The organism is Sphingopyxis sp. DBS4, assembly GCF_024628865.1.
Lineage (GTDB): Bacteria > Pseudomonadota > Alphaproteobacteria > Sphingomonadales > Sphingomonadaceae > Sphingopyxis.
In genome coordinates this window covers 627456-653016 of sequence record NZ_CP102384.1, presented here as the reverse complement: position 1 = coordinate 653016, position 25561 = coordinate 627456, and the positions used below count along the sequence as shown (strand labels likewise).

Sequence of the window (25561 nt, the reverse complement as noted above, 5' to 3'; positions counted from 1 at the left end):
CCGTTCACGCGACCATGCCGCGCTGGACAAATTCGGCGATCAGCAACAGCGCATAGAGGCCGACGAGCGCCGCCGCGCCGCCGCCGAGCCAGACGAGCCGCTTGCGGCGTTCGACATGGCGGTCGGGCGTCACCACCTCGGTGATCGATCCGATCACCGGCAGCCCGCTCGCGCGTTCGAGCTTCGCCGCGGTCGCATAGCTGGCGCGCACCTGCGACAGGGCAAAGGCCGCGCCGATACCGCCGCCGATCCCCGCCAGAAGCACCAAGGTCAGGAACAACGGCCGGTTCGGCGCCGCGGGGCTCGTCGGCTTCGAGGGCGGGTCGAGCAGTTCGACCTTGATCGCGTCGGTTTCGGTCTGCACCTCGCCGCGCAGCCGCACCTGCTCGCGCTGGGCAAGCAGCTTGTCATATTGCGCCTTCAGCGCGGTATATTCGCCATTGATCCGGTCATATTCGGCCGCGATGCCGGGGTTCTGGATCTGCTGCGAGGTGATCTTCGCAATGTCGCCCATGAGCTGCGTCTTGCGTGCCGACAGCGCGCTGACCGTCGCCTGGCGATCGGCGCGCATCGCAGCGAGCGAGGCATAGGCGGGGTTCTGCATCCCGCCGCCACCGCCACCCGTGCCTTCGCGATCGGCCATCGCTTTCAGCGAAGCGATCTGGCTCTTGAGCGCGATCACGTCGGGATGCGCGTCAGTCAGGCCGCGCGCACGCATCGACGCAAGCTCGTTCTGCGCCCCGGCAAGCTGCTGGCGCGCGACGCCACCGCCGACTCCGCCGACCCCGGGCACCGTCGCGGGGGTCGAGGAAAGCTGGCCGTTCGCCGCCGCAAGCTGCGCCTGCGCCGAAACGAGCTGCGAATCGATCTGGCTGAGTTCGGCGCGTGCGGCATCGACGCGCTGCGAAGGCGATCCGCTGCCGCCGGGGATCAACCCGATATTCTGCGCCTCGAACGCACCGCGGCGCGCCTCGACCTCACGCAGCCCCTTTTCGCGGTCGGCGATCTGCGCATCGAGGAATTTGAGGCCCTCGCGCGCGTCCATCCGCCCGCCGCGAAGCTGGTCGTCGCGGAACACGGTGATCAGGCTGTCGAGCACGCCCGACGCCAATTTTGCATTGTCGGCGTCGGACAGGCTGCCGACCCCGACCGAAGAGGTGATTTCGAAGATGTTCTGCTGCTGCGGAACAACCTTGATATTCTTTTGCAGCATCGCGACGGCACCCGCCTTGTCGCGCTCGCCGGCGTCGGCGCCGATCAGTCCCGTCGTCAGCGCGACCTTTTCAAGGTTGCGCGCGCTGGTCAGCGTTTCGCGAATCTGGTCGATCTGCTGGGCGCTCGAATAAGCGCCGCCGCCGGCATCGTCGGGAAGGATCTGGTTGGCCTGAACAAGCAGGCGCGCGCGGCTGTCATACCGGTTCGGGATCGACGCGACCGCCAGCCAGCCGAGAATGCAGATGCCCCAGGCGACGCCGAGCACCAGCCAGCGCCGTGTCCATACGCTGTGCACCACCACCCGGATTTCGTCGTAAAGGCCGTTCATCGTCTGCTCTTAATCCTTGGCAATCGGCATCGTGCGGGCCGCCTGGGCCTGCGTCAGAACATGCTTTCGGGAATGATGATGACGTCGCCCGGCTGCAACCGGACATTCGCCTTGATGTCGCCGCGCTTGATCAGGTCGTTGAGGCGCAGCGCATATTCATGCTGCTTGCCCGTGCCTTTGTCGAACCGGACGAGCCGCGCCTTGTTGCCCGCAGCATATTCGCCGAGGCCGCCGACCGCGATCATCGCGTCGAGCACGGTCATATTGGCGCGGAACGGGATCGACGCGGGCTTTTCGGTCGCGCCGACGACGCGCACCTGCTGCGAGAAAGTGCTGTTGAAGCTGGTGACGATCACGCTGACGATCGGATCGGTGATATACTGGCTGAGCTGCAGCTTGATATCCTGCTGCAGCATCGTCGGCGTCTTGCCGACCGCGGGCATGTCGGTGATCAGCGGTGTGGTGATGCGGCCGTCTGGGCGGACCTGCACCTTGCCGCCCAGTTCGGGATTGCGCCACACGAAGATCTGAAGCTCGTCCAGCGGGCCGATGATATATTCCTCGCCCGGCCCTTCCTGATTCGCGACGAAATTGGCGCTCGGAAGCTGCGGCGCAGCGCCGCCCGCGCCCATGCAGCCCGTCAGCGCCGTCGCGGCGATGCCCGAAACGAGCGCGGCCTTTGCGGCACGAAGCTGGGGGAAGGACATCATATTCAAATCACCTTTCGAGCGGACACAGCCCTCGCAGGACCGGCATCCCGCGAGAACAGCCTTTGCGTCAGGATCAGCCATTGCTCGGAAAGGGTGAACATACCGTTAGTATTGGGATAAGTTCGCACCGCGCTCGTCGAACCTTGTGCCGCCTTGGCACAGAAATTAACCGTGTCGGCCGTTCAGACGAGCATTTCCTGCGCCGGTCCCTGCCCCAGAAAGGCTGATGGACTCGCGGTTGCCCCATAAGCCCCAGCCTGAAAAATCGCAACAAGATCACCCACATCGGCGTGCGGCAGCGCAACCTGATCGCCGAGCCGGTCGAGCGGGGTGCAGAGGCAGCCGACCACCGACACCGTCTCCGCGGGCGCTTCGCCAAAGCGGCTTGCCACCGCGATCGGATAGTTGCGCCGGATCACGGTGCCGAAATTGCCGCTCGCGGCGAGCTGGTGGTGAAGGCCGCCATCGGTGACGAGAAAGGTCTCGCCATGGCTGGTCTTGCGGTCGACGACGCGGGTCAGATAGACCCCGGCCTCGGCGACGAGCCAGCGCCCGAGTTCCATCGCGAAACCGCTGTCCGCCAATATCGAATCGCGGTCGCCGAGCGTCTGCGCCAACGCATCGCCGACCGCCGCGACGTCGACCGCCGTGTCGCCGGGAAAATAGGGCACGCCCATTCCACCGCCCAGATTGACGAGCGGCGGCGCGACGCCGATCGCCTTCGCCAGCCGCGCCGCGAGCGCCACCGTCTGCGCCTGCGTGTCGGCGATGGCCGCAGCGTCAAGGGCCTGCGATCCCGCGAAAATATGAAAGCCGCGCCAGTCGGCGCCGGCGTCGATCAGGCGGCGCACCAGCACCGGAACCCCGGCGGCATCGACCCCGAAAGGCTTGGCGCCGCCGCCCATCTTCATTCCCGATCCCTTGAGGTCGAAATCGGGATTGACCCGCACCGCCAGGCGCGGCGTGATGCCGAGCCTCTGCGCGATCGCAAGCGCCCGATCGGCTTCGCCCATCGACTCGAGGTTGAGCGTCGCACCTGCCGATATCGCCGCTTCGAGTTCGCGGTCGCGCTTGCCGGGTCCCGCGAAGCTGACATGCGCCGCCGCCATTCCGCTCGCCAGCGCCGCCTTGAGTTCGCCGCCCGAGGCGACGTCGAACCCGTCGACCAGCCCCGCCATATGGGCGAGCAAAGGTGCATAGGGATTCGCCTTCATTGCGTAATGAAGCTGGACCTGCTTCGGCATCGCGGCGCGCCACTCGGCGACGCGCGCAGCCAGCATCGCACTGTCATAGACGAACAGCGGCGTGTCCCCCGCCGCATCGGCTAGCGCTTCGGCGCGGTCGCCGCCGATCAGCAACATGCCGCTGGCATCGGCGCGGAAAGCGGGCGGGATCGGACCGTGCGGCTTCATGCCGTCACCTTCCAGTCGGCGGCGATCGCCACCCGATCGAGCTTGCCATTGGGATTGCGCGGCAAGGCGCCCCGCCACTCGATCACTTGCGGCTGCATGAAATTGGGGAGGTTCTGGCGAAGATGGGCCGCCAGCCCTTCCTCGTCGCGCGCGCCCTTCCCCCGCACGATCAGCACGATCGCGGCGCCGAGGCGCGGGTCGGGAACGCCGAAGGCGACCGCTTCGTAAATCAGGCCGGAGGCGACCGCGGCATCCTCGACCTCGGTCGGGCTGACGCGGTTGCCCGCGGTCTTGATCATCGCGTCGTCGCGGCCGACGAACGTCAGTAGACCCTCGGCATCGCGCCGCACCGTATCGCCCGACCAGACTGCGGTCCCGCCATAGCGCGAGGCGGCGGGGGCGGGTTTGAAGCGTTCGGCCGTGCGCTCCGCATCGCGCCAATAGCCCTTGGCGACGAGCGGCCCGCAATGAACGAGTTCGCCGGGCTCGTCATCGTCGGCGATGCTGCCGTTGGGGCGGCAGACGAGAATTTCGGCGTGCGGGATCGCGCGCCCCATCGAGGTCGGATGCGTCGCAACCAGTTCGGGGGCGAGGTAGGTCGAACGAAAGGCCTCGGTCAGCCCGTACATCGGATAAATGGCAGCGTTCGGAAAAGTGCCGCGCATCGCATCGATCAGCGAAGGGGTCAGCGCGCCGCCGCTGTTGGTCAGCCGTTCGAGCAGCGCCGCCGTTTCGGTCGGCCAGTCGCTTTCGACCAATTGCACCCAGAGGGGCGGCACCCCCGCGAGGGTCGTGATCCGGTGGCGAGCGACCGCCTTCACCACGTCGCGCGCGGTCAGATAGTCGAGCGGCGCGACCGCGGCGCCCGCGTGCCACGCCGACAGAAGCTGGTTCTGCCCATAGTCGAAGCTGAGCGGAAGCACCCCGAGCACTCGGTCGCGCGGCGAAAGCTTCAGATAGGAAGCGACGCTTTCGGCGCCGAGCCACAGGTTCGCGTGGCTGAGCATCACCCCCTTGGGCCGCCCGGTCGAGCCGCTGGTATAAAGGATGGCGGCGAGGTCGTCGGACTCGGCGATCGAAAGCGGCAGGCCGTCGCCGCCCGAATCGATTACCTCTTCGGCGACCTTCAGATCGCGCACCGCGCAAGCGTCGGGCCGGCCGGCGCCGAGCATGTCGGCGCGCGAACCGTTGGTGACGAGCAGAACCGCGCCGCTATCGGCCAATATATGCGCGACCTGCGGTCCTTTCAGCAACGGATTGACCGGAACATGGATCAGCCCCGCGCGTGCCGCGGCGAGCGACATCAGGCAGGTTGCGCGGCCCTTTGCGCCCCAGCTCGCGACGCGCTCGCCGGGGCCGCCCGCCTGATCGAGCAGCCACGCCGCGAGCCGCCCGACCCCGGCATCGAGATCGGCATAGCTCGTCACGCGCTCGCCAATCAGCAGCGCAGGCGCATCGGCGGCGCCAAAACGGACGAGATGGTCGATCGGACGCGACGGCGGATTTTGTATCATGGTCATCGGCTGTTAGGAGCTAGGTGATAGAGCGCTGGGTCATGCAAGGGAACGGTGAAGATCACGCTAATGATGACGGGTTGCCCGCCACAGCGCGCGCGGCGGGCTTTGCCTCGCCCTTCGATCGCGCCGAGTGGTTCGACCTGCTCGCGGCGCATGGCTTTGCGGGACAAGGTCGTCACGACGCGCGCGGCGACTGCGGGGCGGTCAGCGCATGGCTGCCGCTGCGCCTTGAGAAGCCGGGTTATTTTTCGGGGCTGACCTGCTGGTATAGTTTCGGCATCCGGCCGCTTTACGACGGCCCGGCGCATCCCGGCGAACGCGGCGGGGCGCTGCGCGACCTGTTCGCACGGTTGAGGGACCGCGCCGCGCGCCTGACGCTTTATCCGGTGCCCGAGATGGACGGCCTGCCCGGAGACATTAGCATCGCGCTCCGCAACGCTGGCTGGTGGGTCAGGGCGGTGCCGGCGGGCGACCGCCACTGGCTCGACCTTACGGGCCTGACGCACGATCTATGGTGGGAGAGCCGCCCCGGCGCACTCCGCAACACCGTCAAGCGCAAGGCAAAAAAGGGCGTCGTCGACATCGCGCTCTTTACCCGCTTCGACGCCGACGCCTGGGCCGCCTATGAAGCCATCTACGCGGCGAGCTGGAAACCCGAAGAGGGCGACCCCGCGCTGCTCCGCGCCTTTGCCGAGGCCGAATCGGCGCGCGGCACCTTTCGCATGGGGCTCGCCCGCATCGAGGGGCGACCCGTTGCCGCGCAGTTCTGGACCGTCGAGGACGGCACCGCCTTCATCCACAAGCTCGCACATGTCGAGGACAGCCTGAAAGCCTCGCCCGGCACCCTGCTGTCGGCGGCGCTGTTCCGCCATGTCATCGAGACCGACGGCGTGGCGCGGGTCGATTTCGGCACCGGCAACGACGCCTACAAACGCGACTGGATGAACCGGCACGACCCGCTGTGGCGCATCGAGGCTTTCAATCCGGCGCGCATCGCGGCATGGGGACCGGCATTCAAAGCCTTTGCGCGTTCGCTGATCAGGAAAGACATATGACCGACACCGTCGACGCCACCCTTCGCGCCCTGCTCGCCGACGTGCTCGGCCTCGGCGAGGACCGCGCCGCCGCGCTGACCGACGACAGCGGCCTGTTCGGCGAGCTGCCCGAATTCGATTCGATGGCGGTCGCGACCGTGCTCACCGAGATGGAAGACCGGCTCGGCATCACCATCGACGACGACGAGATCGACGGCGAGATTTTCGAAACCTATGGGCACTTGCTCGCTTTCTCGCAGCGCAAGGTGGCCGGTTGACGGCCATCGCTTCCCTTTCATCCCGTCATCCCGGCGAAGGCCGGGATCTCGCCGTGGCGTTTCCAGCTATGGCGAGATCCCGGCCTTCGCCGGGATGACGGGAGGGAATCGCAGTCATGGCGGCGGATGTTCTCGAACATCAATTGCGCATCGCCCCCGCAAACGCTCCCCGCGCCACCGTCCTGATCGTCCCGCCGCTGTTCGACGAAGCGAACCGGCTGCGCCGCACGCTGGTACTCGCGATGCGCGCGCTGAGCATGGAGGATTTCGCGGCGGTGCTGCCCGACCTACCCGGCCAGAATGAAAGCCTCATCGCGCTCGAAGACGTCGATCTGGAGCGCTGGCAGAATGCACTCGCCGCTGTCGCCGCGAGCCTCGCCGGTCCCGTCATCATCGCATCGATCCGCGGCGGCGCACTGATCGATCACCGCGCCGAGGCCGCCGCATGGTGGCGCCTCGCGCCCGTCGGCGGCGCATCGCTGCTCCGCACGATGATGCGCGCGCGCGTCGCCGCCGATCGCGAGGCGGGGATCGAATCGTCGCTCGACAGCCTGCACGAGACGGCACAGGCCACGCCATTGCTGCTCGCAGGCAACGCTCTGTCGCCCGCCATGGTCGCGCAGCTCGGCGCCGCCGAAGCGCAGGCAGTCGGGCCGCTACGCAGCATCGGCCTCGGCGCCGATGGCATCGCAGGCACCCCGCTCTGGCTGCGCGCCGAACCCGGAGAGGATGCCGCGATGGCGGCCGCAATCGCCGCCGATATCGTCGCATGGAGCCGGACATGCGGCGTCATCTGAGCTTCGCCTGCGAAGGCGCGATGCTCGCCGCGAGCCTCGACGAAGCGCCCGGCGCGACGGGCCTGCTGATCGTCTCGGGCGGCAACGAGGTCCGCAGCGGCGCGCATCGCGGCATGGCGGCGCTCGCGCAGCGCATCGCCGCGGCGGGCCATCCGGTCTTCCGCTTCGACCGCCGCGGGATCGGCGACAGCGAAGGCGCGAACGGCGGCTATACCAGCAGCGGTCCCGACATCGCCGCCGCGATCGCCGCTTTCCGGGAGGCCGCGCCGCATGTCGAGCGCATCATCGCCTTCGGCAACTGCGACGCAGCGAGCGCGCTGCTGCTGCATCAGCCGCTGCCGCTGGGCGGGCTGATCCTCGCCAATCCCTGGACCTATGAAGAGAGCGAGGCGGAAGCCGACGAACCTGCCCTGCCCCCGGCCGCCGCGATCCGCGCGCGCTATCTTTCGCGGCTGAAAGACCCGAAAAGCCTGCTGCGGCTGGTCAAAGGCGAGGTCGATGTCCGCAAATTGCTGCGCGGCCTGTCGGCGCTCGGCAAGCCGAAACCGCCCGCCGCCCCCGACAGCCTGCCCACCCGCCTCGACCACGCGATGGCGGCGCTACCCTGCCCCGCGACGATCCTGCTCGCGACCGGCGACCGCACCGCGCAGGCGTTTGCGGAAAATTGCCGGCCGGGCGACATAAAGGTCGAACGTCTGGACAGCGGGTCGCACAGCTTTGCGGGAGCGGACGCCGATTGGCTGGCCGAACGGATATTGGAGAAGCTGAGCTGACGTCAGCTTTGAGGTGGGAAGCGGACATTCCCCACTTTCGTCATTCCCGCGAAAGCGGGAACCCAGTGTGGGGTTAGCCGACGCACGCTCTGGGTCCCCGCTTTCGCGGGGATGACAAAGTTAGGAGAGGCCGGGCGGCCGCAATCGGCCGCTACCCGCCATTCACCCTGCATAGGCATCGCGCAATTCGCGCTTCAGCACCTTGCCGATCGCACTGCGCGGCAGTTCCTCCACGACCTCGATCGCGCTCAGCCGCTGGGTCTTGCCGACCTTGGCGTTGCAGTCGGCGCGCACCGCTTCGGCGTCCGCGCCGTCCCTCAGCACGACGAAGGCGACCGGCGTCTCGCCCCATTCCTCGCTCGGCATCCCGACGACGGTCGCTTCGACGACGCGCTCGTCGGCGTTCAATATCGCTTCGAGGTCGCTCGGAAAGATGTTGAAACCGCCCGAGATGATTATGTCCTTGGCGCGGTCCATCAGGGTCAGGAAGCCGTCCTCGTCGATGCGGCCGATGTCGCCGTGGCGGTAGAAGAGGTTTCCCTCGGCATCGTGCCAGTGCATCGCCTTCGTCGCGTCGGGGCGGTTGTTGTAGCCGGTCATCATCGCCGGCGAGCGGCCGACGACTTCGCCGACCGATCCTTGCGGCAGTTCGTTGCCCTCTTCGTCGATCACCTTGGCGACATGGCCGGGCGCGGGCTTGCCGACGGTGTGGAGCTTGTCGGGAAATTGATGCGCCTCGAGGATGAAGGCCGCGCCGCCCTCGGTCATGCCGTAGATTTCGACGAGCCCGCCGGGCCAGCGCTTCAGCACGTCGGCCTTGAGCGCGGCGGGGAAGGGGGCCGAGGTGCAATATTTCATCACGAAGCCGGAGAGGTCGAAGCGGTCGAAATCCTCAAGCGCCATGATCCGCCGATATTGCACCGGCACCAGCATCGTGTTGGTCGCGCGCTCGCGCTCCGCGAGTTCCAGGAAGCCGCGCGCGTCGAACTTCTTCATCAGCACGACCTGCCCGCCCGATCCGACGGTGGGGAGGAAGCTCGCCATCGTCGTGTTCGAATAGAGGGGGGTCGACAGGATCGTCACCGCCTTCGGCCCATAGGCCGGAACCCCGCGCTGGATATGCTGCCAGCGCATCGCATGGCTGTGGACGATGCCCTTGGGCGTACCGGTGGTGCCCGACGAATAGATGATGTTGAACCCGTCGAGCGGATCGATCGCGACCGGCTCGGGCTTCGTGCCCGCGGGCGCCATCCACGCGTCCAGCGCCGTGCCGACGGTGCTGCCGTCCATCGCGATGCGCTCGCGCGCGGCGATGCTCTGCCCTTCGAGGCTCGCGGCCGCCGCGCTGTCGAGGAACAGGTGGCGCGCGCCGGTGTCGGCGATCATCGCCGCCATCTGCTCACCGGTCGCGCTGTTGGTGATCAGCCCGGCGACCCCGCCGGCGCGCAGCGTGCCGAGAATCACCGCCGTCTGTTCGACGCTGTTCAGCCCGGCGATCGCGGTGCGGTCGCCCTTGGCGAAGCCGTCGGCCTGCAGCCGCGCCGCGATCCGGTCGATCGTTGCGTCCAGTTCGGACCAGCTCAGCCGCCGCGCCGGGTCGGCGGCGGCTATGGCATCGGGACGTTCGGCCGCATGGGCGCGGACGAGATCGGGCAGGGTGGCGAAGTCGGCTTCGAGCAAGGTGGCACTGGTCATGACTCGGGGTTAGCACAGCGGAGGCGCGGCGCAATGCCGCGCATGGCGGATCGGGGGAGACGCGAATGGAAGCGATCGGCACGGCGGCGGATGAGGGCAGGGCGCCGCTGGTCGCCGTCTATCATCCGCTGCGCGACCGGGCCTTGTTCGATTCCGTAACGGCGGCGGGGCATCGCGCGCATATCCTGCCCGCGCCGGTCGGCGGGCTCCGGCCCTGGCTCGATTGCTGCTTCGACCTACTGGCAATCAATCCCTTTCTGGGCTGGCAGGAGCCGTCCGCGTTCGTCCGGCTCGCGCGCAGCATCGCGGGGCGCCGTCCGCTGCTTGTCCTGTCGGATCGCGATTCGCTGGGTGACCGGATGACCGGGCTGACCCATGGTGCCGACGACGCGGTCGGCTGGACCGACAATCTGCCCGAACTGCTTGCGCGCATCGCCAGCCTCATCCGCCGCAGCCGGCTCGCGGCGGGGCAACTCGGCGAGGGTGAGCTGCGGATCGACCTGATCGACCGGCGGGTCGAGCGCGCGGGGCGGCTGATCCGCCTGCCGCTGCGCGAGTTCGACCTGCTCGCCAATCTCGCGCGCGTTCCCGATCGGCCGCTGTCGCGCTCGGCGCTGCTGAAGGCGGTGTGGCGGCTCGATTTCGACCCCGGAACCAACCGGGTCGAGGTGCATATGTCGCGGCTTCGCGCCAAGGTGGACCGCGATTTCGCCTGGCCGATGCTGCGCACGGTAAAAGGCCACGGCTACGCGCTGTGCTCGCGGCCGGATTGACGATCGTCAATTCCGCTTCGTCCGCAGAATGACGACGGCTTTGGGGTGGTGGGGAGCGGACCTTGCCACCTCGTCATGCTGAACTTGTTTCAGCATCCATGGCCTGCGCTCTCGTCAGGCGCTGCGCCGAAGGAAACGACAGGCCATGGACCCTGGGGTGACGAAGGTTGTTATGACCGCAATCGGTCGCGAACGGCCCTTCCGTCCCCTTCTACGCCTCCACCAGCGCCTTATACTCGGCCTCGGCGAGGAAACGCTCGGCATCCAGCGCGGCCATGCAGCCCATGCCCGCGGCGGTCACTGCTTGGCGATATACCTTGTCGGTCACGTCGCCCGCCGCGAACACGCCGGGGATCGACGTCAGCGACGTGCCCGGCGTCACCTGCAGATAGCCGTCGTCGTCGAGCGGCAGCTTGCCCTTGAACAGCTCGGTCGAGGGGCTGTGGCCGATCGCGACGAAGCCGCCGTCGGTCGGCTCGTGGCTCGCCTCGCCGGTCACCGTGTCGATCAGGTCGACCCCGATCAGGCCCGCCGTGCCTTCGCCGCCGACGAAGCGATCGACGCGCTTGTTCCACAGCACCTTGATCTTGGGGTTCGCGTGCAGCCGGTCCTGCAATATCTTTTCGGCACGCAGGTGATCGCGGCGGTGGATCAGCGTCACATCGTCGCTGTGATTGGTGAGATAGAGCGCTTCCTCGACCGCAGTGTTGCCGCCGCCGATCACCACGACCTTCTTGCCGCGATAGAAGAAGCCGTCGCACGTCGCGCACGCCGACACGCCCTTGCCGCCAAGCTCCTGCTCGCCGGGGGCGCCGAGCCACTTCGCCTGCGCGCCGGTCGCGATCACCAGTGTTTCAGCCAGATAGACATCGCCGCCGTCGCCGGTCAGTTTGAACGGGCGCTGCGACAGGTCGACGTCGACAATCGTGTCCCAGATCATGCTCGTGCCGACATGCGTCGCCTGCGCGGTCATCTGTTCCATCAGCCACGGCCCCTGGATCACCTCGGCAAAACCCGGATAATTTTCGACGTCGGTGGTGATGGTGAGCTGCCCGCCCGGCTGGAGCCCCTGCACGACGATCGGCTGCATTCCCGCGCGCGCCGCGTAAATGGCGGCCGACAGGCCCGCGGGGCCGGAGCCGAGGATGAGCATCTTGGTGTGGTGGGTGGCGGGCATGACGGTCTTTCTGATCCTGTGCGGGACCGCACAGATGGGTGTTGCCAACCGCGCTAGCAAGGCTCACCTTCGCCGCCAAGGGGAGTCGGAAAAATGGCGAGCTGGTGGGAACGTCATGGAGTGCCGCGGCTGATCAAATGCGCCTGTTCGCAGGGGCAGATCATGAAGGCGCGCAGCAAGGTGGTGCCGCGCGCGGCGGGCGACGTTCTGGAACTCGGCTGCGGCGGCGGCATCAACATGGAATTTTACGATCCGATGCGGATCGCCAGCTTCACCGGGCTCGACCCTTCGCCCGAACTGCTCGCGATGAGCCGCGCCGCCGCCGCGGCGCGCGGGATCGACGCCGACATCCAGGGCGGAGTCGGCGAGGCGATGCCGTTCGAGAGCGGGCGCTTCGATACGGTCGTCACCACCTTCACCCTCTGCTCGGTCGCCGATCAGGCGGCAGTGCTCGCCGAAATCCGCCGCGTGCTGAAACCCGGCGGCACCGCGCTCTTCCTCGAACATGGCGGCGCGCCCGACGCGGGAGTCGCCAAATGGCAGCGGCGGATCGAGCCGCTATGGAAACGCATCGGCGGCAATTGCCACCTGACCCGGCCGATCGGCGATGCCTATGAACAGGCAGGCTTCGCGGTCGAGCGGCAGGGCGCGGCCTATATGCCCAAGACCCCCCGCCCCTTCGGCTGGATCGAATATGGCGCGGCGCACGCCGCCGCCTGACGAAAGGACGGCGCGATGACGCGATTCTGGCTTGTCCTCTTCACCACCCTCTTCCTGCTCGCCCCGACGGGCGCCGAGGCACGCAAGGTCGCGCTGATCATCGGCAACAGCGACTATGCGAACACCAGCCACCTCGTGAACCCGGCGAACGACATCAAGCTGGTCGCCGCGTCGGCGCGAAACGCCGGTTTCGACGATGTCACCGTCGCGGCGGACCTTGCGGTCAACGAGTTCCAGAAGGCGATGCGCGATTTCCGCGCCAAGGCCGAGGGAGCCGACGTCGCGATGGTCTATTATGCCGGGCACGGGATCGAGGCGCAGGGCAAGAACTGGCTGATCCCGACCGACGCGCAGCTCAAGTCGGACCTCGACCTGCCCTATGAAGCGATCAACCTCGACCGGCTGATGGAGTCGGTCTCGGGCGCGCAGATTCGCATGGTGATCCTCGATTCGTGCCGCAACAATCCCTTCGGCCGCAGCTGGCGGTCGGGGACGCGCGCGGTGCAGACCGGGCTCGCGGGGGTCGAGGCCGACGACGTGCTCGTTATCTTCGCCGCCGCGCCGGGGCAGACCGCCGCCGACGGCAGCGGCGCCAATTCGCCCTTCGCGACCTCGCTCGCGAAACGCCTGCCGCAGCCCGATCTGCCGGTGCAGCTTCTCGGCGGGGCGATCCGCGATGATGTGCTCGCGGCGACCGGCGGCCTCCAGCGCCCCTTCGTCAGCGCGAGCATCACCGGGACACCGGTCTATCTCGTCCCGCGCCCCGGCGCCGCCAACCGCGCGGCGATGGAGGAATTGATGTGGAAAGGCGCGCTCGCCGACAACAGCATAAGCGCGTTCAAATCCTATCTCGCCGAATTTCCCGCGGGCAAATATGCGGCGCAGGCGAGCGACGGCGTCGCACGGCTGACCAGAGACCCCAAAGCGCCCGCACCACCGGCGGCGATCACCGCGGCGGTCCGGCCGGCGGGCCCCAAATATATCCTCTCGAACGTCCGCGTCGATTGCGTCAAGCTGACCGGGCGGCTGGGACTCGGTCTGCCCGACCAGCTTTTCCTGCGCTTCAACACCGGCGAGCGCTTTCCCGAGGGCAAGAGCGAGATCTTCTCGATCAAGAAAGGCGAAAGCTGGGTCGTCGACAAGGCGTTCTCGTTCGACCAGCCGGTGAGCTTCCAGCTCCGCGAATTCGACGATATCGGCGGCAGCGACCATATCGGCACCGTCGACCTCGGCAGCGAGCCGGGGACGTTCACCAGGACGCTGACCGGAGACGCGAGCGACTATCGCGTGACTTACACGCTGACGGTGGGGTGAAGGCGGTCAGCGAAAGATAAGCGGCATTCCGTGTTTCATAACTTCGTCATTCCCGCGAAAGCGAGAACCCAGAGTGGGCATCGGCTGACCCCACACTGGGTTCCCGCTTTCGCGGGAATGACAAAGAGGGGGAACGGCCGCCCTCTACCCCCGAAGCGGATGCCATGCCGGGGCGTCCCAGCTATTCCTTCTCCCCCACCTCGGCCAGCCCGTGCCCTACGCTCACCCGCTCGTCGAAGACGAAGCAGCTACCGTGCCAGCGGCTGTCCGCTTCCGGCACCTGTTCCAGATAGGCGAGGATGCCGCCCTTCAGATGCACGACATCCTCGACGCCTTCGCTCCGCAGAAAAGCGGTCGACTTCTCGCAGCGGATGCCGCCGGTGCAGAACATCGCGATCCGCTTGCCCGCGAATTCGGCGGCATGGTCGCGCCACCAGCCGGGGAAGTCGCCGAAACTCTTGGTCTGCGGATCGATCGCGCCGGCGAAGCTGCCATAGCCGATCTCGAAGCCATTGCGCGTGTCGATCAGAACCGTGTCCGGATCGTCGACCAGCGCATTCCAGTCGGCCGGGTCGACATAGGGCGCCGCGCCGCGCGCCGGGTCGAGCCCCGGCACCTTCATCGTCACGATTTCCTTTTTGAGCCGCACCTTGAGCCGCCGGAACGGCATCGCCGCGGCGGCCGAATATTTGACGTCGAGTTCGGCGCAGCCCGGGAGCGCGCGGATATGCGCAATCACTGCCGCGACCCCATCCGCGCTGCCCGCGATCGTGCCGTTGATGCCCTCGCGGGCGAGAAGCAGCGTGCCCTTGATCCCTTCCGCCGCGCACAGATCGAGCAAGGGCTGACGCAGCACGGCGGGATCGTCGAAGGCGGCGAAACGATAGAGGGCGGCGACGGCGATACTCATAGCGCCCGCTTCTTAGGCCGTAGCGACAAATTTCACAGCAGAATCGGCGCGAGAATCCCGCAGAGCCATGGCAATAAGCAGGTCCAGGGCTGCTTGCGCCGCTTCGCCGCGATGTTCAGGCACCGGCATCCTTTTTCTGCGAGCGGTAGAATTCCCACTCTTCGACCACACGGCCATCGGGAAGGTGGCAATAGCCGGTTTCGCCATCCGGCCCGCGACGGATTTCAATCTTTCCCTTCTGCTCCACGCAATAGACGGATGCCGGATTGGCCAAGCCGACCGGCGTTTCCGATGGCGAGGGAGAAGCGCAGCCCGCCAAGGCGAGCATCCCGATCACGAAGATGTTTTTCATTCGCTGCTCCTGTTCCGGGCATGGAGAATGACCCCTTGTCTGGATCATCCCTCCAGCAGCGTCAAGTTCGGGCAATCGGCCCAACCCCCTGAAAGACCTGCCACATCACCGGAACGGATCGCCCCGCGCCGTCGCATAATGCGCCATCGCCATCGTCGTCCATTGCGCGTTGACGCGAATGCAGGTGGGAAAAACGCTGGCGTCGGTCACCAGCACATTGGTCGTGCCGTGGACACGGCATTCGGGGTCGACGACGCCGTGGCGCGGGTCTTCGTTGATCGCATTGCCGCCGTGCGGATGGCTGCTCGACAGCGTGACATCGTCGGCCTCCTCGATCGCGTCCTCGAAAAAGGCATCGACATCCATGCCGGGGGTCACCGTCTGCCCTTTGGTGAGCGCCGGGTAACATTCGAGCGCACCTGCGGCGAAATGGACCTTGGTCAGCGTCGCCATCGCGCGGCGAAGCAGCGGCAGATCCTCGGCCTTGTCGAGCTGGAACTTGAGCTTGCCGTCCTTCACCCGCCCGCGCCGGTCGGCGGGAAACAGGATGCCCGCCGAATGAACGCGGCCGAAATTCTGCATCCGCGCCGCATGGTCGGCGAACCAGCCGGGCATCAGCGACGCCATCGCCATCGGCGGCTGGAAATGGCTTTCGAGCAGGAAGTCGCCGCAATCGACATAGGTCGCCATCTGATCCTCGTCCCACGCATCGCCGCCGGCTCCCGGCGGCATCAGCGCGACGACCGGCGAGGCGATGTTGAGCGACACCTGTCGGCCGGTGCCGTCGATGTCGCTGCGGCTGAGCAGCTTCGACGAGGCGATGGTACCGCCCGCGACGATCACCCCGACGCGGGCGCGGACGAGCGCCTGCGACCCATCGGGCAGGATCAGCTTCACCGCCTCGGCCTCGCGCCGACCGTCGACCGCGGTCTGCCAGACGATACGGTCGGCCTTGGTGCCGGGCAGGATGCGCGCGCCATGGTCGCGGCAGGCGTCGGGCAGATAGGTCTGCGCCATCCCCATCCGCCGCCCATAGGCGCATCCCGTGTTGCAATAGCCGCAATAAGCGCAGGCTTCGGGCGTATGCGGCGGCCCGAAATTCTTCGCGAACCAGTCGGCGACCGCACGCCGGTCCTTCGGATCGGTCGAGGTCGCGGCATAGGCGTGCCAGCCGTTCAGCAGGTGCGGCCCGTTGTGCCGCCCGCTGCGCGGCTCGATCGGCGCGATGCCGAGGCGGCGCTGGATCGCGTCATAGCTTTTGTGAAAGGCATCGGCGTCGATCGGCGCGCCGACGCTCGCCCATCTGGCGAACACGTCGACCGCGTCGGGGTGCGTCCGCCCCGCCTCGTTCACGCGCAGGCAGATGCCGTTGTTGATCGTCGACGACCCGCCGACGCAGCGTCCCTGGAACACCACGAAATCGCGGTTGGTCGAGGTTTGCAGCGCGCCGTGCTTGAACAGGTTCGCGACCATGTCGAGTTCGTGATGCGTGATCCGCGGCGAAGGATAGAAGGGTCCGGCCTCGACGATCAGCACCTTGTAGCCCTGCGCCGCGACCCCATGCGCCGCGACCGCGCCGCCCGCGCCCGATCCGATGACGATCACGTCATATTCGTCCGCGAGCGTCGCGGCGTCCAGAATATGCGCCGGGTCGATCTCGCGCCCCTCGACGCGCGTGATCTCGATTTCGCCGGAACCGCGATGGCGATGCTTCGGCAGGGTGAAACCGATCTGCCTGTGCACCGGGTTCGCGGCATTGGCATCCTGATCGCCCGGCATCCAATGCCCGTAATAGCAACCGTAGATGATGCCGCGCAGCCGCGCCATGTCCTGGAACAGGTCGATCTGGCTATTCTGGAGCCGGTTCCGGATCCGCCGCGCGCGTTCCCCGACATCGGCGAGCGCGAACAGCGGGCCGAGTACGATTTCGGTCGCGGTCAGCGACAGGCGAATCTCGTCGAGCTTCGTTCCGCCGACCTTGGCGAACAGGTCGCTGACGTTGGCGACGACCTGATCGGGCGTGATCTTCATCTCGGCGCCATGGAACAGCGCCTCGGTCAGCGCCTTCAGGAATTTGAGCTGCCCGAAATTGAACGGTGCCGCCATCGCCATGCCCCCTGCCTGTCCCGTGGTCAGATGCCGGTTTATAAGGCGCAAAGGCAAGGTGTATTGTATCGAAGCGGCGGGTTTAAGGCTTCTGGGGATTCGGGCTTGAACGCCATGCTCACAGGAAGAAACCTGTTCCCCCGCGAAGGCGGGGGTCCAGAGCAGCCCTGAGCCAGCCCGCTCTGGACCCCCGCCTTCGCGGGGGAACACGGATTTTCCATAATCGGACGGTTAAAACTTAAATCCCCACAGGCCATAGAGCGGCGAGCCCTTAATCTGACCCATCGTTGGGGCGACACCGATAACGGCCCCCGCCTTCGCGGGGGCGGCAATCTTGGTTCGGCCGCCCCTACGCCGCCTTCTTCGCCTGCCGGAACTTGTGGAGCAGCGGTTCGGTGTAACCCGACGGCTGCGTCACCCCCTCGAAGATCAGCGCCCGCGCCGCCTGATACGCAATCCCGTCGGGCGTCAGCTTTTCGTAAAGCGGGTCGCCCGCATTCTGCGCATCGACCTTGGCCGCCATCCGCGCCAGCGCCGCGTCGACTTGGCGCTCGGTGCAGACGCCATGAAGCAGCCAGTTCGCGAGCGCCTGCGACGAGATGCGCAGGGTGGCGCGATCCTCCATGAGGCCGATATCGTCGATGTCGGGCACTTTCGAGCAGCCGACGCCCTGGTCGATCCAGCGCACGACATAGCCCAATATACCCTGGCAATTATTGTCGAGCTCGCGCGCGACCTCGGCTTCACTCCAGTTGCGGCCGGTCGCTACGGGAATGTTCAGCAGCCGGTCGAGCGCGGGCACCGCCTCACCCGCGATCTCCTTCTGCCGCGCGAAGACGTCGACCATATGATAATGCAGCGCATGGAGCGTCGCAGCGGTCGGCGACGGCACCCATGCCGTATTCGCACCCGATTTCGGGTGGCCGATCTTGGCTTCGAGCATTGCCTTCATCAGGTCGGGCATCGCCCACATGCCCTTGCCGATCTGCGCCTTGCCGCTGAGCCCGCAGGCAAGGCCGATGCGGACGTTGCGGTCCTCGTACGACGCGATCCAGTCCGACGCCTTCATCTCGCCCTTGGGGATCATCGGCCCGGCACGCATCGAGGTGTGAATCTCGTCGCCAGTGCGGTCGAGGAAGCCGGTATTGATGAAGACGATGCGGTCCTTCACGGCCTCGATGCAAGCGGCGAGGTTGGCGCTGGTGCGGCGCTCCTCGTCCATCACCCCGACCTTGACCGTGTGGCGCGCGAGGCCGAGCATATCCTCAACCGCGTCGAACAGCCGGTCGGTGAAGCCGCATTCCTCCGGCCCATGCTGCTTGGGCTTGACGATATAGACGCTGCCCGCGCGGCTGTTGCGGAGGCTGCCGAGCCCCTTGAGGTCGTGGACCGCGCAGAGGCTGGTGATCACCGCATCGCACAATCCCTCGGGCGCCTCGCTGCCGTCGGGGAGCCGGATCATCGGCGTCGTCATCAGGTGGCCGACGTTGCGCACGAACAGCACGCTGCGGCCGTGCAGCGCGAAGGCCGTGCCGTCGGGCGCGGTCCAGTCGCGGTCAGCGGCCATGCGGCGCGTCATCACCTTGCCACCCTTGTCGAAACTCTCGACCAGATCGCCCCGCATCAGGCCGAGCCAGTTCGTATAGCCGAGCACCTTGTCCTCGCCATCGACCGCGGCGACGCTGTCCTCGAGATCGATGATCGTCGTCAGCGCGGCTTCGACGATCACGTCGGCGATGCCCGCAGGGTCGGTCTTGCCGATCGCGCTCGCGGGATCGATCACCAGTTCGATATGCAGACCGTTGTGCTTGAGGAGGATACCGCCATCGCGCGTGCCGGCAAGCTGCGACGGGTCGGCGAGCGTCAGGTCCCCGCCCTGCCAGTCGGCCCATTTCCCGTTCGCCAGCGGCACCGCTTCGTCGAGAAAGACCTTCGCGCGCGCGATCACCGCCGCGCCGCGCTCGGCATCATAGCCGCCGGGCTTCGCGGCCGGCGCGTCGAGCGCGTCGGTGCCGTAGAAGGCATCGTAAAGGCTGCCCCAGCGCGCATTGGCGGCGTTCAAGGCAAAGCGCGCGTTCAGCGCGGGAACGACGAGCTGCGGCCCCGCCATCGTCGCGATTTCGGGATCGACATTCGCGGTGCCGACCGCGAACGGCGCGGGCTCGGGGACGAGATAGCCGATCTCGCGCAGAAACGCCTGATAGGCTTGCGCGTCGTGTCCCTGCCCTTCCCGCGCCTGATGCCAGGCGTCAATCTTGGCCTGCAAATCCTCGCGCTTCGCCAGCAAGGCGGCATTCTCGGGCGCGAATTTGCCGAGCAGTGCGGCGAAATCGGCCCAGAAGCGCGTCGCATCGAGCCCCGTTTGCGGCAGCGCCTTGGTTTCGAGGAAATCGACCAGACGCGAATCGACGGAGAGGCCGTGGCGATCGAGGAAATCAGTCATGCAAACACCCTTTGGTCAGCGCGGACGCGCCAGTGGACCCGGGGAGGAAAGGGCCGCCGCCCTATGGCGCGAATGGCGGGGCTTGGCAATGGGGCGGTGGATCGGACGGCGAGGTTCTGCCTTGGGCGGTTCGATCATCCTACCGCGACCGCGCCGTCTCCGCCCTCCGATGGTCGCGGCGCGCCTTGAGCAGATCGTGGCGCGACAGGATCCCCAGCACCTTGCGCGTCGCCGGATCGACGATCGGAATGCGCCCGACCCCGGTTTCGACGATCAGATCGGCAATCTGCCCGATCGGCGCGTCGGCGTGGGCGACCGGCTGCGCGGCGTCGGAGACCAGGTCGGCGAGGGAGCGGTCGACCGGCATGTCGGCGACGCGCCATTCGAGCACGTCGCTGCGCGACACAAGGCCCAGCAGCCGCCCTTGGCCATCGACCACCGGATAGCTGCGATGTTCGGCGCTCTCGGCGAAGAAATCGAGGACGTCGCCCGCCGCCATCGTTCCGGGCAGCGTCGCGGGCTGCGGCGTCATCAGGTCGCGCGCCTGCACCAGGTCCATCGGGTCGACGACATATTCCTGCCGGATATGCCGCCCGCGCCGCGCGATCTTTTCGGTGAGGATCGAGCGCTGCATGAGGAGCACGCTGACCGCATAGGCACCGCACGCGGCCGCGATCGTCAGCGGCAGCGCGCCGTACAGCCCCGTCACCTCGACCGCGAACAGCGCGCCGGTCAGCGGCGCGCGCATCGCGCCACTGAGGATACCGGCCATGCCGACGAGCGCCCAGACGCCCGGATTGCCAAGCCAGAGATGTCCCGCGAGCGCTCCCGCCGCGCCGCCGAGGATCAGCAAAGGCGCGAGGATGCCGCCCGATGTCCCCGACCCCAGAGCAAAGAGCCAAACCACCGCCTTGACCACCAGCAGCGCGACGACGACGCGCATCGCGAGCGTTCCGTCGAGCAGCGCCTGGATACTGCCATAGCCGGCGCCGAGGACATGCGCGTCGATCAGGCCGCCGAGCCCGACCACCACCGCGCCGATCGCGGGCCACCACATCCAGTGGACCGGCAGGCGGTGGAAACCGTCCTCGATCCGGTAAAGCAGCGCCGACAGCAGCGCCGCCTCCAGCCCCACGACCACACCGAGCACGCCGGCGATCGGCAGCGCCGATCCGGCGGGCGGCAGCGACGCGGCGAGCGGGAACATCGGCTCGCTGCCGATCAGCAGCGGGCGAACGCCCATCGCGACGAGCACCGCGACGACGACGGGGACAAAGCTGCGCGGCTTCCACTCGAACAGCAGCACCTCCAGCGCCAGCAGGATCGCGGCGAGCGGCGTGCCGAAGATCGCGGTCATCCCCGCCCCGGCGCCCGCCACCAGCAGCGTCTTGCGCTCGGCGGCACTGAGGCGGAAGCGCTGCGCGAACAGCGAGCCGATCGCGCCGCCGGTCATGATGATCGGCCCCTCGGCGCCGAACGGCCCGCCGCTGCCGATCGAAATCGCCGCCGAGATCGGTTTCAGCACCGCGACCTTCGGCGACAGGCGGCTCTGGCCATAGAGGATCGCCTCGATCGCCTCGGGGATGCCGTGGCCGCGGATCTTGTCCGACCCGAAACGCGCCATCACCCCGATCATCAGCGCCCCGATCACCGGAATGACGACGACGAGCAGGCCGACCGACGCATCGGTGATCGCGGTCGCGGCGAAGGAAAAGCGGCCGAACCAGAAGAGATTCGTCGCGAGCGCGATCGATTTCAGCAGGACCCAGGCGCCGCCCGCAGCGCCCGCCCCGATCGCCAGCGCCAGCCCGGCAAGCAACAGCATCCGCCGGTCGGCGCTGTGATCCGCGAGTTTATAGGCGGCGGGAGAAACGGACATGCGGCTTCCAACAGGATGGGACGGGCGGCCCGCGCCATTATATCGCAATGCGATATAATTCAATGGAGCTTTCCTCCTTTCGTGCCGCCCCCTATGCCGACCGCCATGCCGCGCGAGACCGCCCTCACCGATGCCGACTATGCCGCGCTCGCCGAGTTCCGCCATGCGCTGCGCCAGTTCCATGCGTTCAGCGAGGCACGCGCGATCGAGCAGGGGCTGACCCCGCAGCAGCATCAGGCGCTGCTCGCGATTCGCGGCACCGGGCCGGACCTGCCGACGATCGGCGACGTCGCGCGGCGGCTGATGCTCAAACCGCACAGCGCGACGGGGCTTGTGGGCCGTCTCGTCGATCAGGGCTGGATCGAACGGATCGCCGCGACGGACGACCGGTGCCGCGCACGGCTACGCCTGACCGCCAAGGCGCGCGACGCACTGGCGGCGCTGTCGGCGGCGCATCGGGACGAGATCCGGCGAATGCGCCCAATGCTGGAGGCCATGCTCGCGGCGATCGGATGAGGCCGGGTGGCCCCGTCAGGCGGCGCCGCGCACCGGCGTCGGCGGGAGGTCGACCAGCGCGACACGAACCCGATTTCGTCCGCCCGCCTTGGCCCGGTAGAGCGCGGTGTCGGCACGGTGGAACAGGTCCGGCAAAGCCTCTTTCGGCATCCATTGCGCGACGCCGAAGGAAGCGCTGAACCGGCGATTGACGCCAAGCACCGGCAGTTCCGCGGCGGCGAAGGCGGCGCGCACCGCTTCGGCATAAAGGCGTCCGTCGGACAGCAGCGCAGCGGGCAGCAGCACGGCGAACTCTTCTCCCCCGACGCGGCCGACGATCGCTTCGGGTGGCGCGGCCTCGGCGAGCATCGCGGCGAAATGGGCGATCACGCCGTCGCCCGCGGCATGGCCGAAATTGTCGTTGATCCGCTTGAAATGATCGAGATCGGCAGCGATCAGCACCGCCTGGCCCCCGTCATCACCCCCACTCTCGCCAACACGCGCGAGCGCGGCTTCGGCATGGCGTTCGAAACCGCGGCGATTGAAGACGCCCGATAGCGAGTCGGTTTCGGAGCGGGCGATCATCTCGGCCGTCGTGTCGCGCATCGTCACCAGCAGCATGATGAGTCCCGTCGCGATCAGCACCACGACACTGCCGCTCTGCGAGATCGCCGCATAGGTCGTCGCCATATAATCCTGCGGCGTGCGCGCCGTCCCGACCATCATCGCGAACAGCGATTTGAGCGGATAGAGCATCGCCGCGACCGCTTGCAGCGCGACCAGCAGCAGGTCGAGCGGCTGGCGATGTCCCGAGCGCCAGATCGTGAGGCCGAACAGCGCCTGCATCGCGAAATAGGGAAGCTGATAGAGCACCAGCCGCACCGGCGAGCCATAGGTCATGCTGAAGATGACCGGCACCGACAGGATCGTGGCGGTCCAGATCACCGCCATCGCGGTCCATGGCGGGCGAGCGCGATAGTGGCGCGCGACCCCGATCAGCGCGAAGCTGAGCGCCGACAGAAAGACGAGGAAGATGCCGATGCCGACGGGCACCGGATCGGCCTGTTGGCGGAGCAGAAATTCCAGCCCGGCATTGACGATTCCCATGCCGCAGCCGAGCGCCAGCCACCCCGCGCCGCGTGCGCTCCGGTTCGTTGCCGCGACCACGGCGAAGGCCAGGGCAAAGATGCCCGCAACGGCCATGTTGATGCCAAGCACGAAGGCAGCAGTCATCGATCCACTCATCATTGCTCCGGGGCGGGTAGCGGAACGGCCACGAACTTTTGGTTAACGGCGTCGATCGGCAGAGGATTCGCATGGGGTGCATAGGCGCGCGGGCGCGCGGCATCAGTGACTTACGGTATCGCGGCAACAAAATGCCGGGCCGGGGGTGCAAAAGCCCCTCGCCGCCCGCTATAGCCACGCCATGACCACCCTCACCGCAAGCGAAAGCGCGACCCTCGAACGCGCCGCCGATGCCCCGATGCTGACGCAGGTCGAGCAATGGGCGGCGGTGAACAGCGGCACCGGCAATCTGGCGGGGCTGAAAACCGTAGCCGGCCTGCTCGCCAACGCCTTCGCCGCCCTGCCCGGCAATGTGCGGCTCGTTGCGCCCGACCCGGTCGAAAGCGTCGATGCCGCGGGAATCGTCCGAACGACCCAGCGCGGCGACCATCTCCATTTGCGCGTCCGGCCCGAGGCGCCGGTGCAACTGCTGCTGACCGGCCATATGGACACGGTGTTCGCCGCCGATCACCCCTTCCAGTCGCTGCAATGGCTGAAGGATGGCGTGCTGAACGGCCCCGGCACCGCCGACATGAAGGGCGGCATCGCGGTGATCCTCTCGGCGCTGACCGCGCTCGAAGCCTCGCCGCTCGCGGCGCGCATCGGCTATGACGTGATGATCAACAGCGACGAGGAGACCGGCAGCCACGCCTCGGCGGCGCTGATCGCCGAACTGGCACGCGGCAAGACCGCGGCGCTGACCTACGAGCCCGCGCTGCCCGACGGCACGCTCGCGGGCGCCAGGCCGGGAAGCGGCAATTTTTCGGTGCTGATCCACGGCCGCTCGGCGCACGCCGGCCGCAATCCCGAGGAAGGGCGCAACGCCCTCGTCGCAGCGGCCGATCTGGCGCTGCGCCTCAACGCTCTCAAGTCATTGGATTTGAAGGTCAATCCTGCCAAGATCGACGGCGGCGGACCGAACAATGTCGTCCCCGACCAGGCGATCCTCCGCGTCAACATGCGCCCGATGACCCCCGCCGCCATGGCCGCCGCCGAAGCCGCGCTGCGCGACACCATCGCCAACATCCAGCGCGACCACGACGTGCATTGCCATCTCCACGGCAATTTCAACCGTCCGCCCAAGCCGCTCGATCCCGCCGCGACGCGCCTGTTCGAACTGGTGCGCGACTGCGGCGCGACGCTCGGCCTGACGATCGGCTGGAACGCGACTGGCGGCGTCTGCGACGGCAACAATATCGCGGCGTGCGGTGTGCCCGTCGTCGATACGATGGGCCCGCGCGGCGGCGCCATCCATTCGTCGGATGAATTTCTGATCGTCGACAGTCTCGCCGAACGGGCGCGGCTGTCGACGCTTACCTTGTTGAAAATAGCAGAACGGGGGACTGTGTGACCTATGTGATCCGGGCGGCCAAACCGGGCGATCTCCAGAGCATTTACGAAATGGCGAAGCTGACCGGCGGCGGCTTCACCAACCTGCCCCCCGACCGCCAGGCGCTGCGCGCCAAGCTCGAACGCGCCGAGGCCGGTTTCGCATCGGACAAGGATCAGCCGGGCGACGACCTCTATCTGATGGTGCTTGAGGACATGGACAGCGGCGAAGTGCGCGGCACCTGCCAGATCTTCGGGCAGGTCGGCCAGCGCTGGCCCTTCTACTCCTATCGCATCGGCACCGACAGCAAGCATAGCGAGCAGCTCGACCGCACCTTCCACGCGCAGGTGCTGATGCTCAGCAACGATCTTAACGGCGCGAGCGAGGTCGGCGGGCTGTTCCTTCACCCCGCGGCACGCGCCGGCGGGCTCGGCCTGCTGCTCGCGCGCTCGCGCTATCTGTTCATCGCGCGCCACCGTGCGCGCTTCGCCGACCGCATCCTCGCCGAGCTGCGCGGCGTGATCGACGAGGCGGGCGGCTCGCCCTTCTGGGACGGGGTCGCGGGCAAATTCTTCGGGATGAACTTCCAGGAGGCCGACCAGTTCAACGCGGTCCACGGCAACCAGTTCATCGCCGACCTGATGCCCAAGCACCCAGTCTATATCGCGATGCTGCCCGAAACCGCACGCGCGGTGATCGGCGTCCCCCATCCCACAGGCCGCGCCGCAATGCGGATGCTGGAGAATGAGGGCTTCGCCTTCGAAAATTATATCGACATCTTCGACGGCGGCCCGACGATGACCGCGCGCACCGACCAGGTCGCGAGCATCCGCGATGCGAAGCATGTCGCGGTGGCGGCGATCGGCGATGGTGGCGCAGACGCGCTGATCGCCACCGGGCGCCTCGCCGATTTCCGCTGCTGTTTCGGACGCATGGGCGCCGACGGCACGATCGACGCCGAAGCGGCGCGGATATTGGGTGTCAGCGTGGGTGACGAGATCAGCTGGATCGGGCGCTGA

The 25561-nt window shown here is 67.4% G+C and carries 22 protein-coding genes; 10 read left to right on the top strand and 12 right to left on the bottom strand.

From position 1 onward, the window contains the following. Positions 1 to 4: 4 nt before the first annotated feature. The 4 genes from NP825_RS03050 to NP825_RS03035 all read right to left on the bottom strand — a co-directional run bounded on the left by NP825_RS03050 (position 5) and on the right by NP825_RS03035 (position 5185). Positions 5 to 1543 (bottom strand): XrtA system polysaccharide chain length determinant, encoded by a 1539-nt coding sequence (locus tag NP825_RS03050; protein ID WP_257548265.1) that lies wholly within the window; start codon positions 1541 to 1543, stop codon positions 5 to 7. A gap of 53 nt (positions 1544 to 1596) precedes the next feature. Then, positions 1597 to 2250 (bottom strand): XrtA/PEP-CTERM system exopolysaccharide export protein, encoded by a 654-nt coding sequence (locus NP825_RS03045; protein ID WP_374046558.1) that lies wholly within the window; start codon positions 2248 to 2250, stop codon positions 1597 to 1599. Positions 2251 to 2435: 185 nt separating this feature from the next. Next, positions 2436 to 3665 carry a pyridoxal-dependent decarboxylase, exosortase A system-associated gene (locus tag NP825_RS03040; protein WP_257548263.1) on the bottom strand — a complete coding sequence of 410 codons (1230 nt, stop codon included), beginning with the start codon at positions 3663 to 3665 and terminating at the stop codon, positions 2436 to 2438. Further along, complete coding sequence (locus tag NP825_RS03035) at positions 3662 to 5185, bottom strand: acyl-CoA ligase (AMP-forming), exosortase A system-associated (RefSeq protein WP_257548262.1); 1524 nt, start codon at positions 5183 to 5185, stop codon at positions 3662 to 3664. The genes NP825_RS03040 and NP825_RS03035 overlap by 4 nt, the downstream gene beginning before the upstream one ends. Positions 5186 to 5259: 74 nt before the next feature. On the opposite strand from NP825_RS03035, the gene NP825_RS03030 reads away from it, so the two are divergent. From NP825_RS03030 to NP825_RS03015, 4 genes are all read left to right on the top strand, one after another. Continuing rightward, positions 5260 to 6237: a GNAT family N-acetyltransferase gene (locus NP825_RS03030; RefSeq protein ID WP_257548261.1), complete on the top strand. Its 978-nt coding sequence runs from the start codon at positions 5260 to 5262 to the stop codon at positions 6235 to 6237. After that, a complete protein-coding gene (locus tag NP825_RS03025) occupies positions 6234 to 6494 on the top strand; it encodes an acyl carrier protein (protein ID WP_257548260.1) in 261 nt (86 codons plus the stop codon). The genes NP825_RS03030 and NP825_RS03025 overlap by 4 nt, the downstream gene beginning before the upstream one ends. Positions 6495 to 6610: 116 nt before the next feature. Further along, a complete protein-coding gene (locus NP825_RS03020; RefSeq protein ID WP_257548259.1) occupies positions 6611 to 7291 on the top strand; it encodes a hypothetical protein in 681 nt (226 codons plus the stop codon). Then, positions 7276 to 8064, top strand: a complete 789-nt coding sequence (locus NP825_RS03015) for a hydrolase 1, exosortase A system-associated (protein ID WP_257548258.1) — start codon at positions 7276 to 7278, stop codon at positions 8062 to 8064. Before NP825_RS03020 ends, NP825_RS03015 begins: the two co-directional genes overlap by 16 nt. Before the next feature lie 162 nt (positions 8065 to 8226). Here NP825_RS03015 and NP825_RS03010 read toward each other — a convergent pair whose 3' ends face one another. Further along, positions 8227 to 9759, bottom strand: a complete 1533-nt coding sequence (locus tag NP825_RS03010; RefSeq protein WP_257548255.1) for a class I adenylate-forming enzyme family protein — start codon at positions 9757 to 9759, stop codon at positions 8227 to 8229. Positions 9760 to 9824: 65 nt separating this feature from the next. On the opposite strand from NP825_RS03010, the gene NP825_RS03005 reads away from it, so the two are divergent. Beyond that, positions 9825 to 10532 (top strand): response regulator transcription factor, encoded by a 708-nt coding sequence (locus NP825_RS03005; RefSeq protein ID WP_257548253.1) that lies wholly within the window; start codon positions 9825 to 9827, stop codon positions 10530 to 10532. A gap of 211 nt (positions 10533 to 10743) precedes the next feature. On the opposite strand, the gene trxB is transcribed toward NP825_RS03005, so the two are convergent. Further along, positions 10744 to 11709 carry a thioredoxin-disulfide reductase gene (trxB, locus tag NP825_RS03000; protein WP_257548251.1) on the bottom strand — a complete coding sequence of 322 codons (966 nt, stop codon included), beginning with the start codon at positions 11707 to 11709 and terminating at the stop codon, positions 10744 to 10746. A gap of 93 nt (positions 11710 to 11802) precedes the next feature. Here trxB and NP825_RS02995 point away from each other — a divergent pair, with 93 nt between their 5' ends. Together NP825_RS02995 and NP825_RS02990 are read left to right on the top strand one after the other, a co-directional pair. Next, positions 11803 to 12429, top strand: a complete 627-nt coding sequence (locus tag NP825_RS02995) for a class I SAM-dependent methyltransferase (protein WP_257548249.1) — start codon at positions 11803 to 11805, stop codon at positions 12427 to 12429. Positions 12430 to 12444: 15 nt separating this feature from the next. Beyond that, positions 12445 to 13743 (top strand): caspase family protein, encoded by a 1299-nt coding sequence (locus NP825_RS02990; RefSeq protein ID WP_257548248.1) that lies wholly within the window; start codon positions 12445 to 12447, stop codon positions 13741 to 13743. A 181-nt stretch (positions 13744 to 13924) separates the two neighbouring features. Here the strand turns inward: NP825_RS02990 and NP825_RS02985 are convergent, their stop codons facing one another. The 5 genes from NP825_RS02985 to NP825_RS02965 all read right to left on the bottom strand — a co-directional run bounded on the left by NP825_RS02985 (position 13925) and on the right by NP825_RS02965 (position 21433). Beyond that, positions 13925 to 14653 carry a rhodanese-related sulfurtransferase gene (locus tag NP825_RS02985; protein WP_306998158.1) on the bottom strand — a complete coding sequence of 243 codons (729 nt, stop codon included), beginning with the start codon at positions 14651 to 14653 and terminating at the stop codon, positions 13925 to 13927. A 115-nt stretch (positions 14654 to 14768) separates the two neighbouring features. Continuing rightward, complete coding sequence (locus NP825_RS02980; RefSeq protein WP_257548246.1) at positions 14769 to 15005, bottom strand: DUF333 domain-containing protein; 237 nt, start codon at positions 15003 to 15005, stop codon at positions 14769 to 14771. 105 nt (positions 15006 to 15110) lie between these two features. After that, positions 15111 to 17111 carry a GMC family oxidoreductase N-terminal domain-containing protein gene (locus tag NP825_RS02975; protein ID WP_257548244.1) on the bottom strand — a complete coding sequence of 667 codons (2001 nt, stop codon included), beginning with the start codon at positions 17109 to 17111 and terminating at the stop codon, positions 15111 to 15113. 349 nt (positions 17112 to 17460) lie between these two features. Continuing rightward, positions 17461 to 19554, bottom strand: a complete 2094-nt coding sequence (locus tag NP825_RS02970) for a malate synthase G (protein WP_257548242.1) — start codon at positions 19552 to 19554, stop codon at positions 17461 to 17463. A 139-nt stretch (positions 19555 to 19693) separates the two neighbouring features. After that, the gene (locus NP825_RS02965; protein ID WP_257548241.1) at positions 19694 to 21433 is read right to left on the bottom strand and encodes a chloride channel protein; all 1740 of its coding nucleotides are present in this window, start codon (positions 21431 to 21433) and stop codon (positions 19694 to 19696) included. Positions 21434 to 21526: 93 nt separating this feature from the next. Here NP825_RS02965 and NP825_RS02960 point away from each other — a divergent pair, with 93 nt between their 5' ends. Beyond that, a complete protein-coding gene (locus NP825_RS02960) occupies positions 21527 to 21949 on the top strand; it encodes a MarR family winged helix-turn-helix transcriptional regulator (RefSeq protein WP_257548240.1) in 423 nt (140 codons plus the stop codon). A gap of 15 nt (positions 21950 to 21964) precedes the next feature. Here the strand turns inward: NP825_RS02960 and NP825_RS02955 are convergent, their stop codons facing one another. Next, a complete protein-coding gene (locus NP825_RS02955; protein ID WP_257548239.1) occupies positions 21965 to 23161 on the bottom strand; it encodes a GGDEF domain-containing protein in 1197 nt (398 codons plus the stop codon). A gap of 193 nt (positions 23162 to 23354) precedes the next feature. Here NP825_RS02955 and NP825_RS02950 point away from each other — a divergent pair, with 193 nt between their 5' ends. Then, entirely contained in the window at positions 23355 to 24563 is a 1209-nt protein-coding gene (locus tag NP825_RS02950; RefSeq protein WP_257548238.1) for a hydrolase, read from the top strand. Beyond that, positions 24560 to 25561: an arginine N-succinyltransferase gene (locus NP825_RS02945; RefSeq protein WP_257548237.1), complete on the top strand. Its 1002-nt coding sequence runs from the start codon at positions 24560 to 24562 to the stop codon at positions 25559 to 25561. The genes NP825_RS02950 and NP825_RS02945 overlap by 4 nt, the downstream gene beginning before the upstream one ends.

What these genes read in the sequence shown, in the direction of transcription:
- NP825_RS03015 (WP_257548258.1), top strand. Translation starts at nt 7,276, where the DNA reads ATGCGGCGTCATCTGAGCTTCGCCTGCGAAGGCGCGATGCTCGCCGCG.
- NP825_RS02995 (WP_257548249.1), top strand. Translation starts at nt 11,803, where the DNA reads ATGGCGAGCTGGTGGGAACGTCATGGAGTGCCGCGGCTGATCAAATGC.
- NP825_RS02990 (WP_257548248.1), top strand. Translation starts at nt 12,445, where the DNA reads ATGACGCGATTCTGGCTTGTCCTCTTCACCACCCTCTTCCTGCTCGCC.
- NP825_RS03020 (WP_257548259.1), top strand. Translation starts at nt 6,611, where the DNA reads ATGGCGGCGGATGTTCTCGAACATCAATTGCGCATCGCCCCCGCAAAC.
- NP825_RS02960 (WP_257548240.1), top strand. Translation starts at nt 21,527, where the DNA reads ATGCCGACCGCCATGCCGCGCGAGACCGCCCTCACCGATGCCGACTAT.
- trxB (WP_257548251.1), bottom strand. Translation starts at nt 11,709, where the DNA reads ATGCCCGCCACCCACCACACCAAGATGCTCATCCTCGGCTCCGGCCCC.
- NP825_RS02965 (WP_257548241.1), bottom strand. Translation starts at nt 21,433, where the DNA reads ATGTCCGTTTCTCCCGCCGCCTATAAACTCGCGGATCACAGCGCCGAC.
- NP825_RS02950 (WP_257548238.1), top strand. Translation starts at nt 23,355, where the DNA reads ATGACCACCCTCACCGCAAGCGAAAGCGCGACCCTCGAACGCGCCGCC.
- NP825_RS02970 (WP_257548242.1), bottom strand. Translation starts at nt 19,554, where the DNA reads ATGACTGATTTCCTCGATCGCCACGGCCTCTCCGTCGATTCGCGTCTG.
- NP825_RS02975 (WP_257548244.1), bottom strand. Translation starts at nt 17,111, where the DNA reads ATGGCGGCACCGTTCAATTTCGGGCAGCTCAAATTCCTGAAGGCGCTG.
- NP825_RS02985 (WP_306998158.1), bottom strand. Translation starts at nt 14,653, where the DNA reads ATGAGTATCGCCGTCGCCGCCCTCTATCGTTTCGCCGCCTTCGACGAT.
- NP825_RS03005 (WP_257548253.1), top strand. Translation starts at nt 9,825, where the DNA reads ATGGAAGCGATCGGCACGGCGGCGGATGAGGGCAGGGCGCCGCTGGTC.
- NP825_RS03035 (WP_257548262.1), bottom strand. Translation starts at nt 5,185, where the DNA reads ATGACCATGATACAAAATCCGCCGTCGCGTCCGATCGACCATCTCGTC.
- NP825_RS03010 (WP_257548255.1), bottom strand. Translation starts at nt 9,759, where the DNA reads ATGACCAGTGCCACCTTGCTCGAAGCCGACTTCGCCACCCTGCCCGAT.
- NP825_RS03050 (WP_257548265.1), bottom strand. Translation starts at nt 1,543, where the DNA reads ATGAACGGCCTTTACGACGAAATCCGGGTGGTGGTGCACAGCGTATGG.
- NP825_RS02980 (WP_257548246.1), bottom strand. Translation starts at nt 15,005, where the DNA reads ATGAAAAACATCTTCGTGATCGGGATGCTCGCCTTGGCGGGCTGCGCT.
- NP825_RS02955 (WP_257548239.1), bottom strand. Translation starts at nt 23,161, where the DNA reads ATGACTGCTGCCTTCGTGCTTGGCATCAACATGGCCGTTGCGGGCATC.
- NP825_RS03045 (WP_374046558.1), bottom strand. Translation starts at nt 2,250, where the DNA reads ATGTCCTTCCCCCAGCTTCGTGCCGCAAAGGCCGCGCTCGTTTCGGGC.
- NP825_RS03025 (WP_257548260.1), top strand. Translation starts at nt 6,234, where the DNA reads ATGACCGACACCGTCGACGCCACCCTTCGCGCCCTGCTCGCCGACGTG.
- NP825_RS03040 (WP_257548263.1), bottom strand. Translation starts at nt 3,665, where the DNA reads ATGAAGCCGCACGGTCCGATCCCGCCCGCTTTCCGCGCCGATGCCAGC.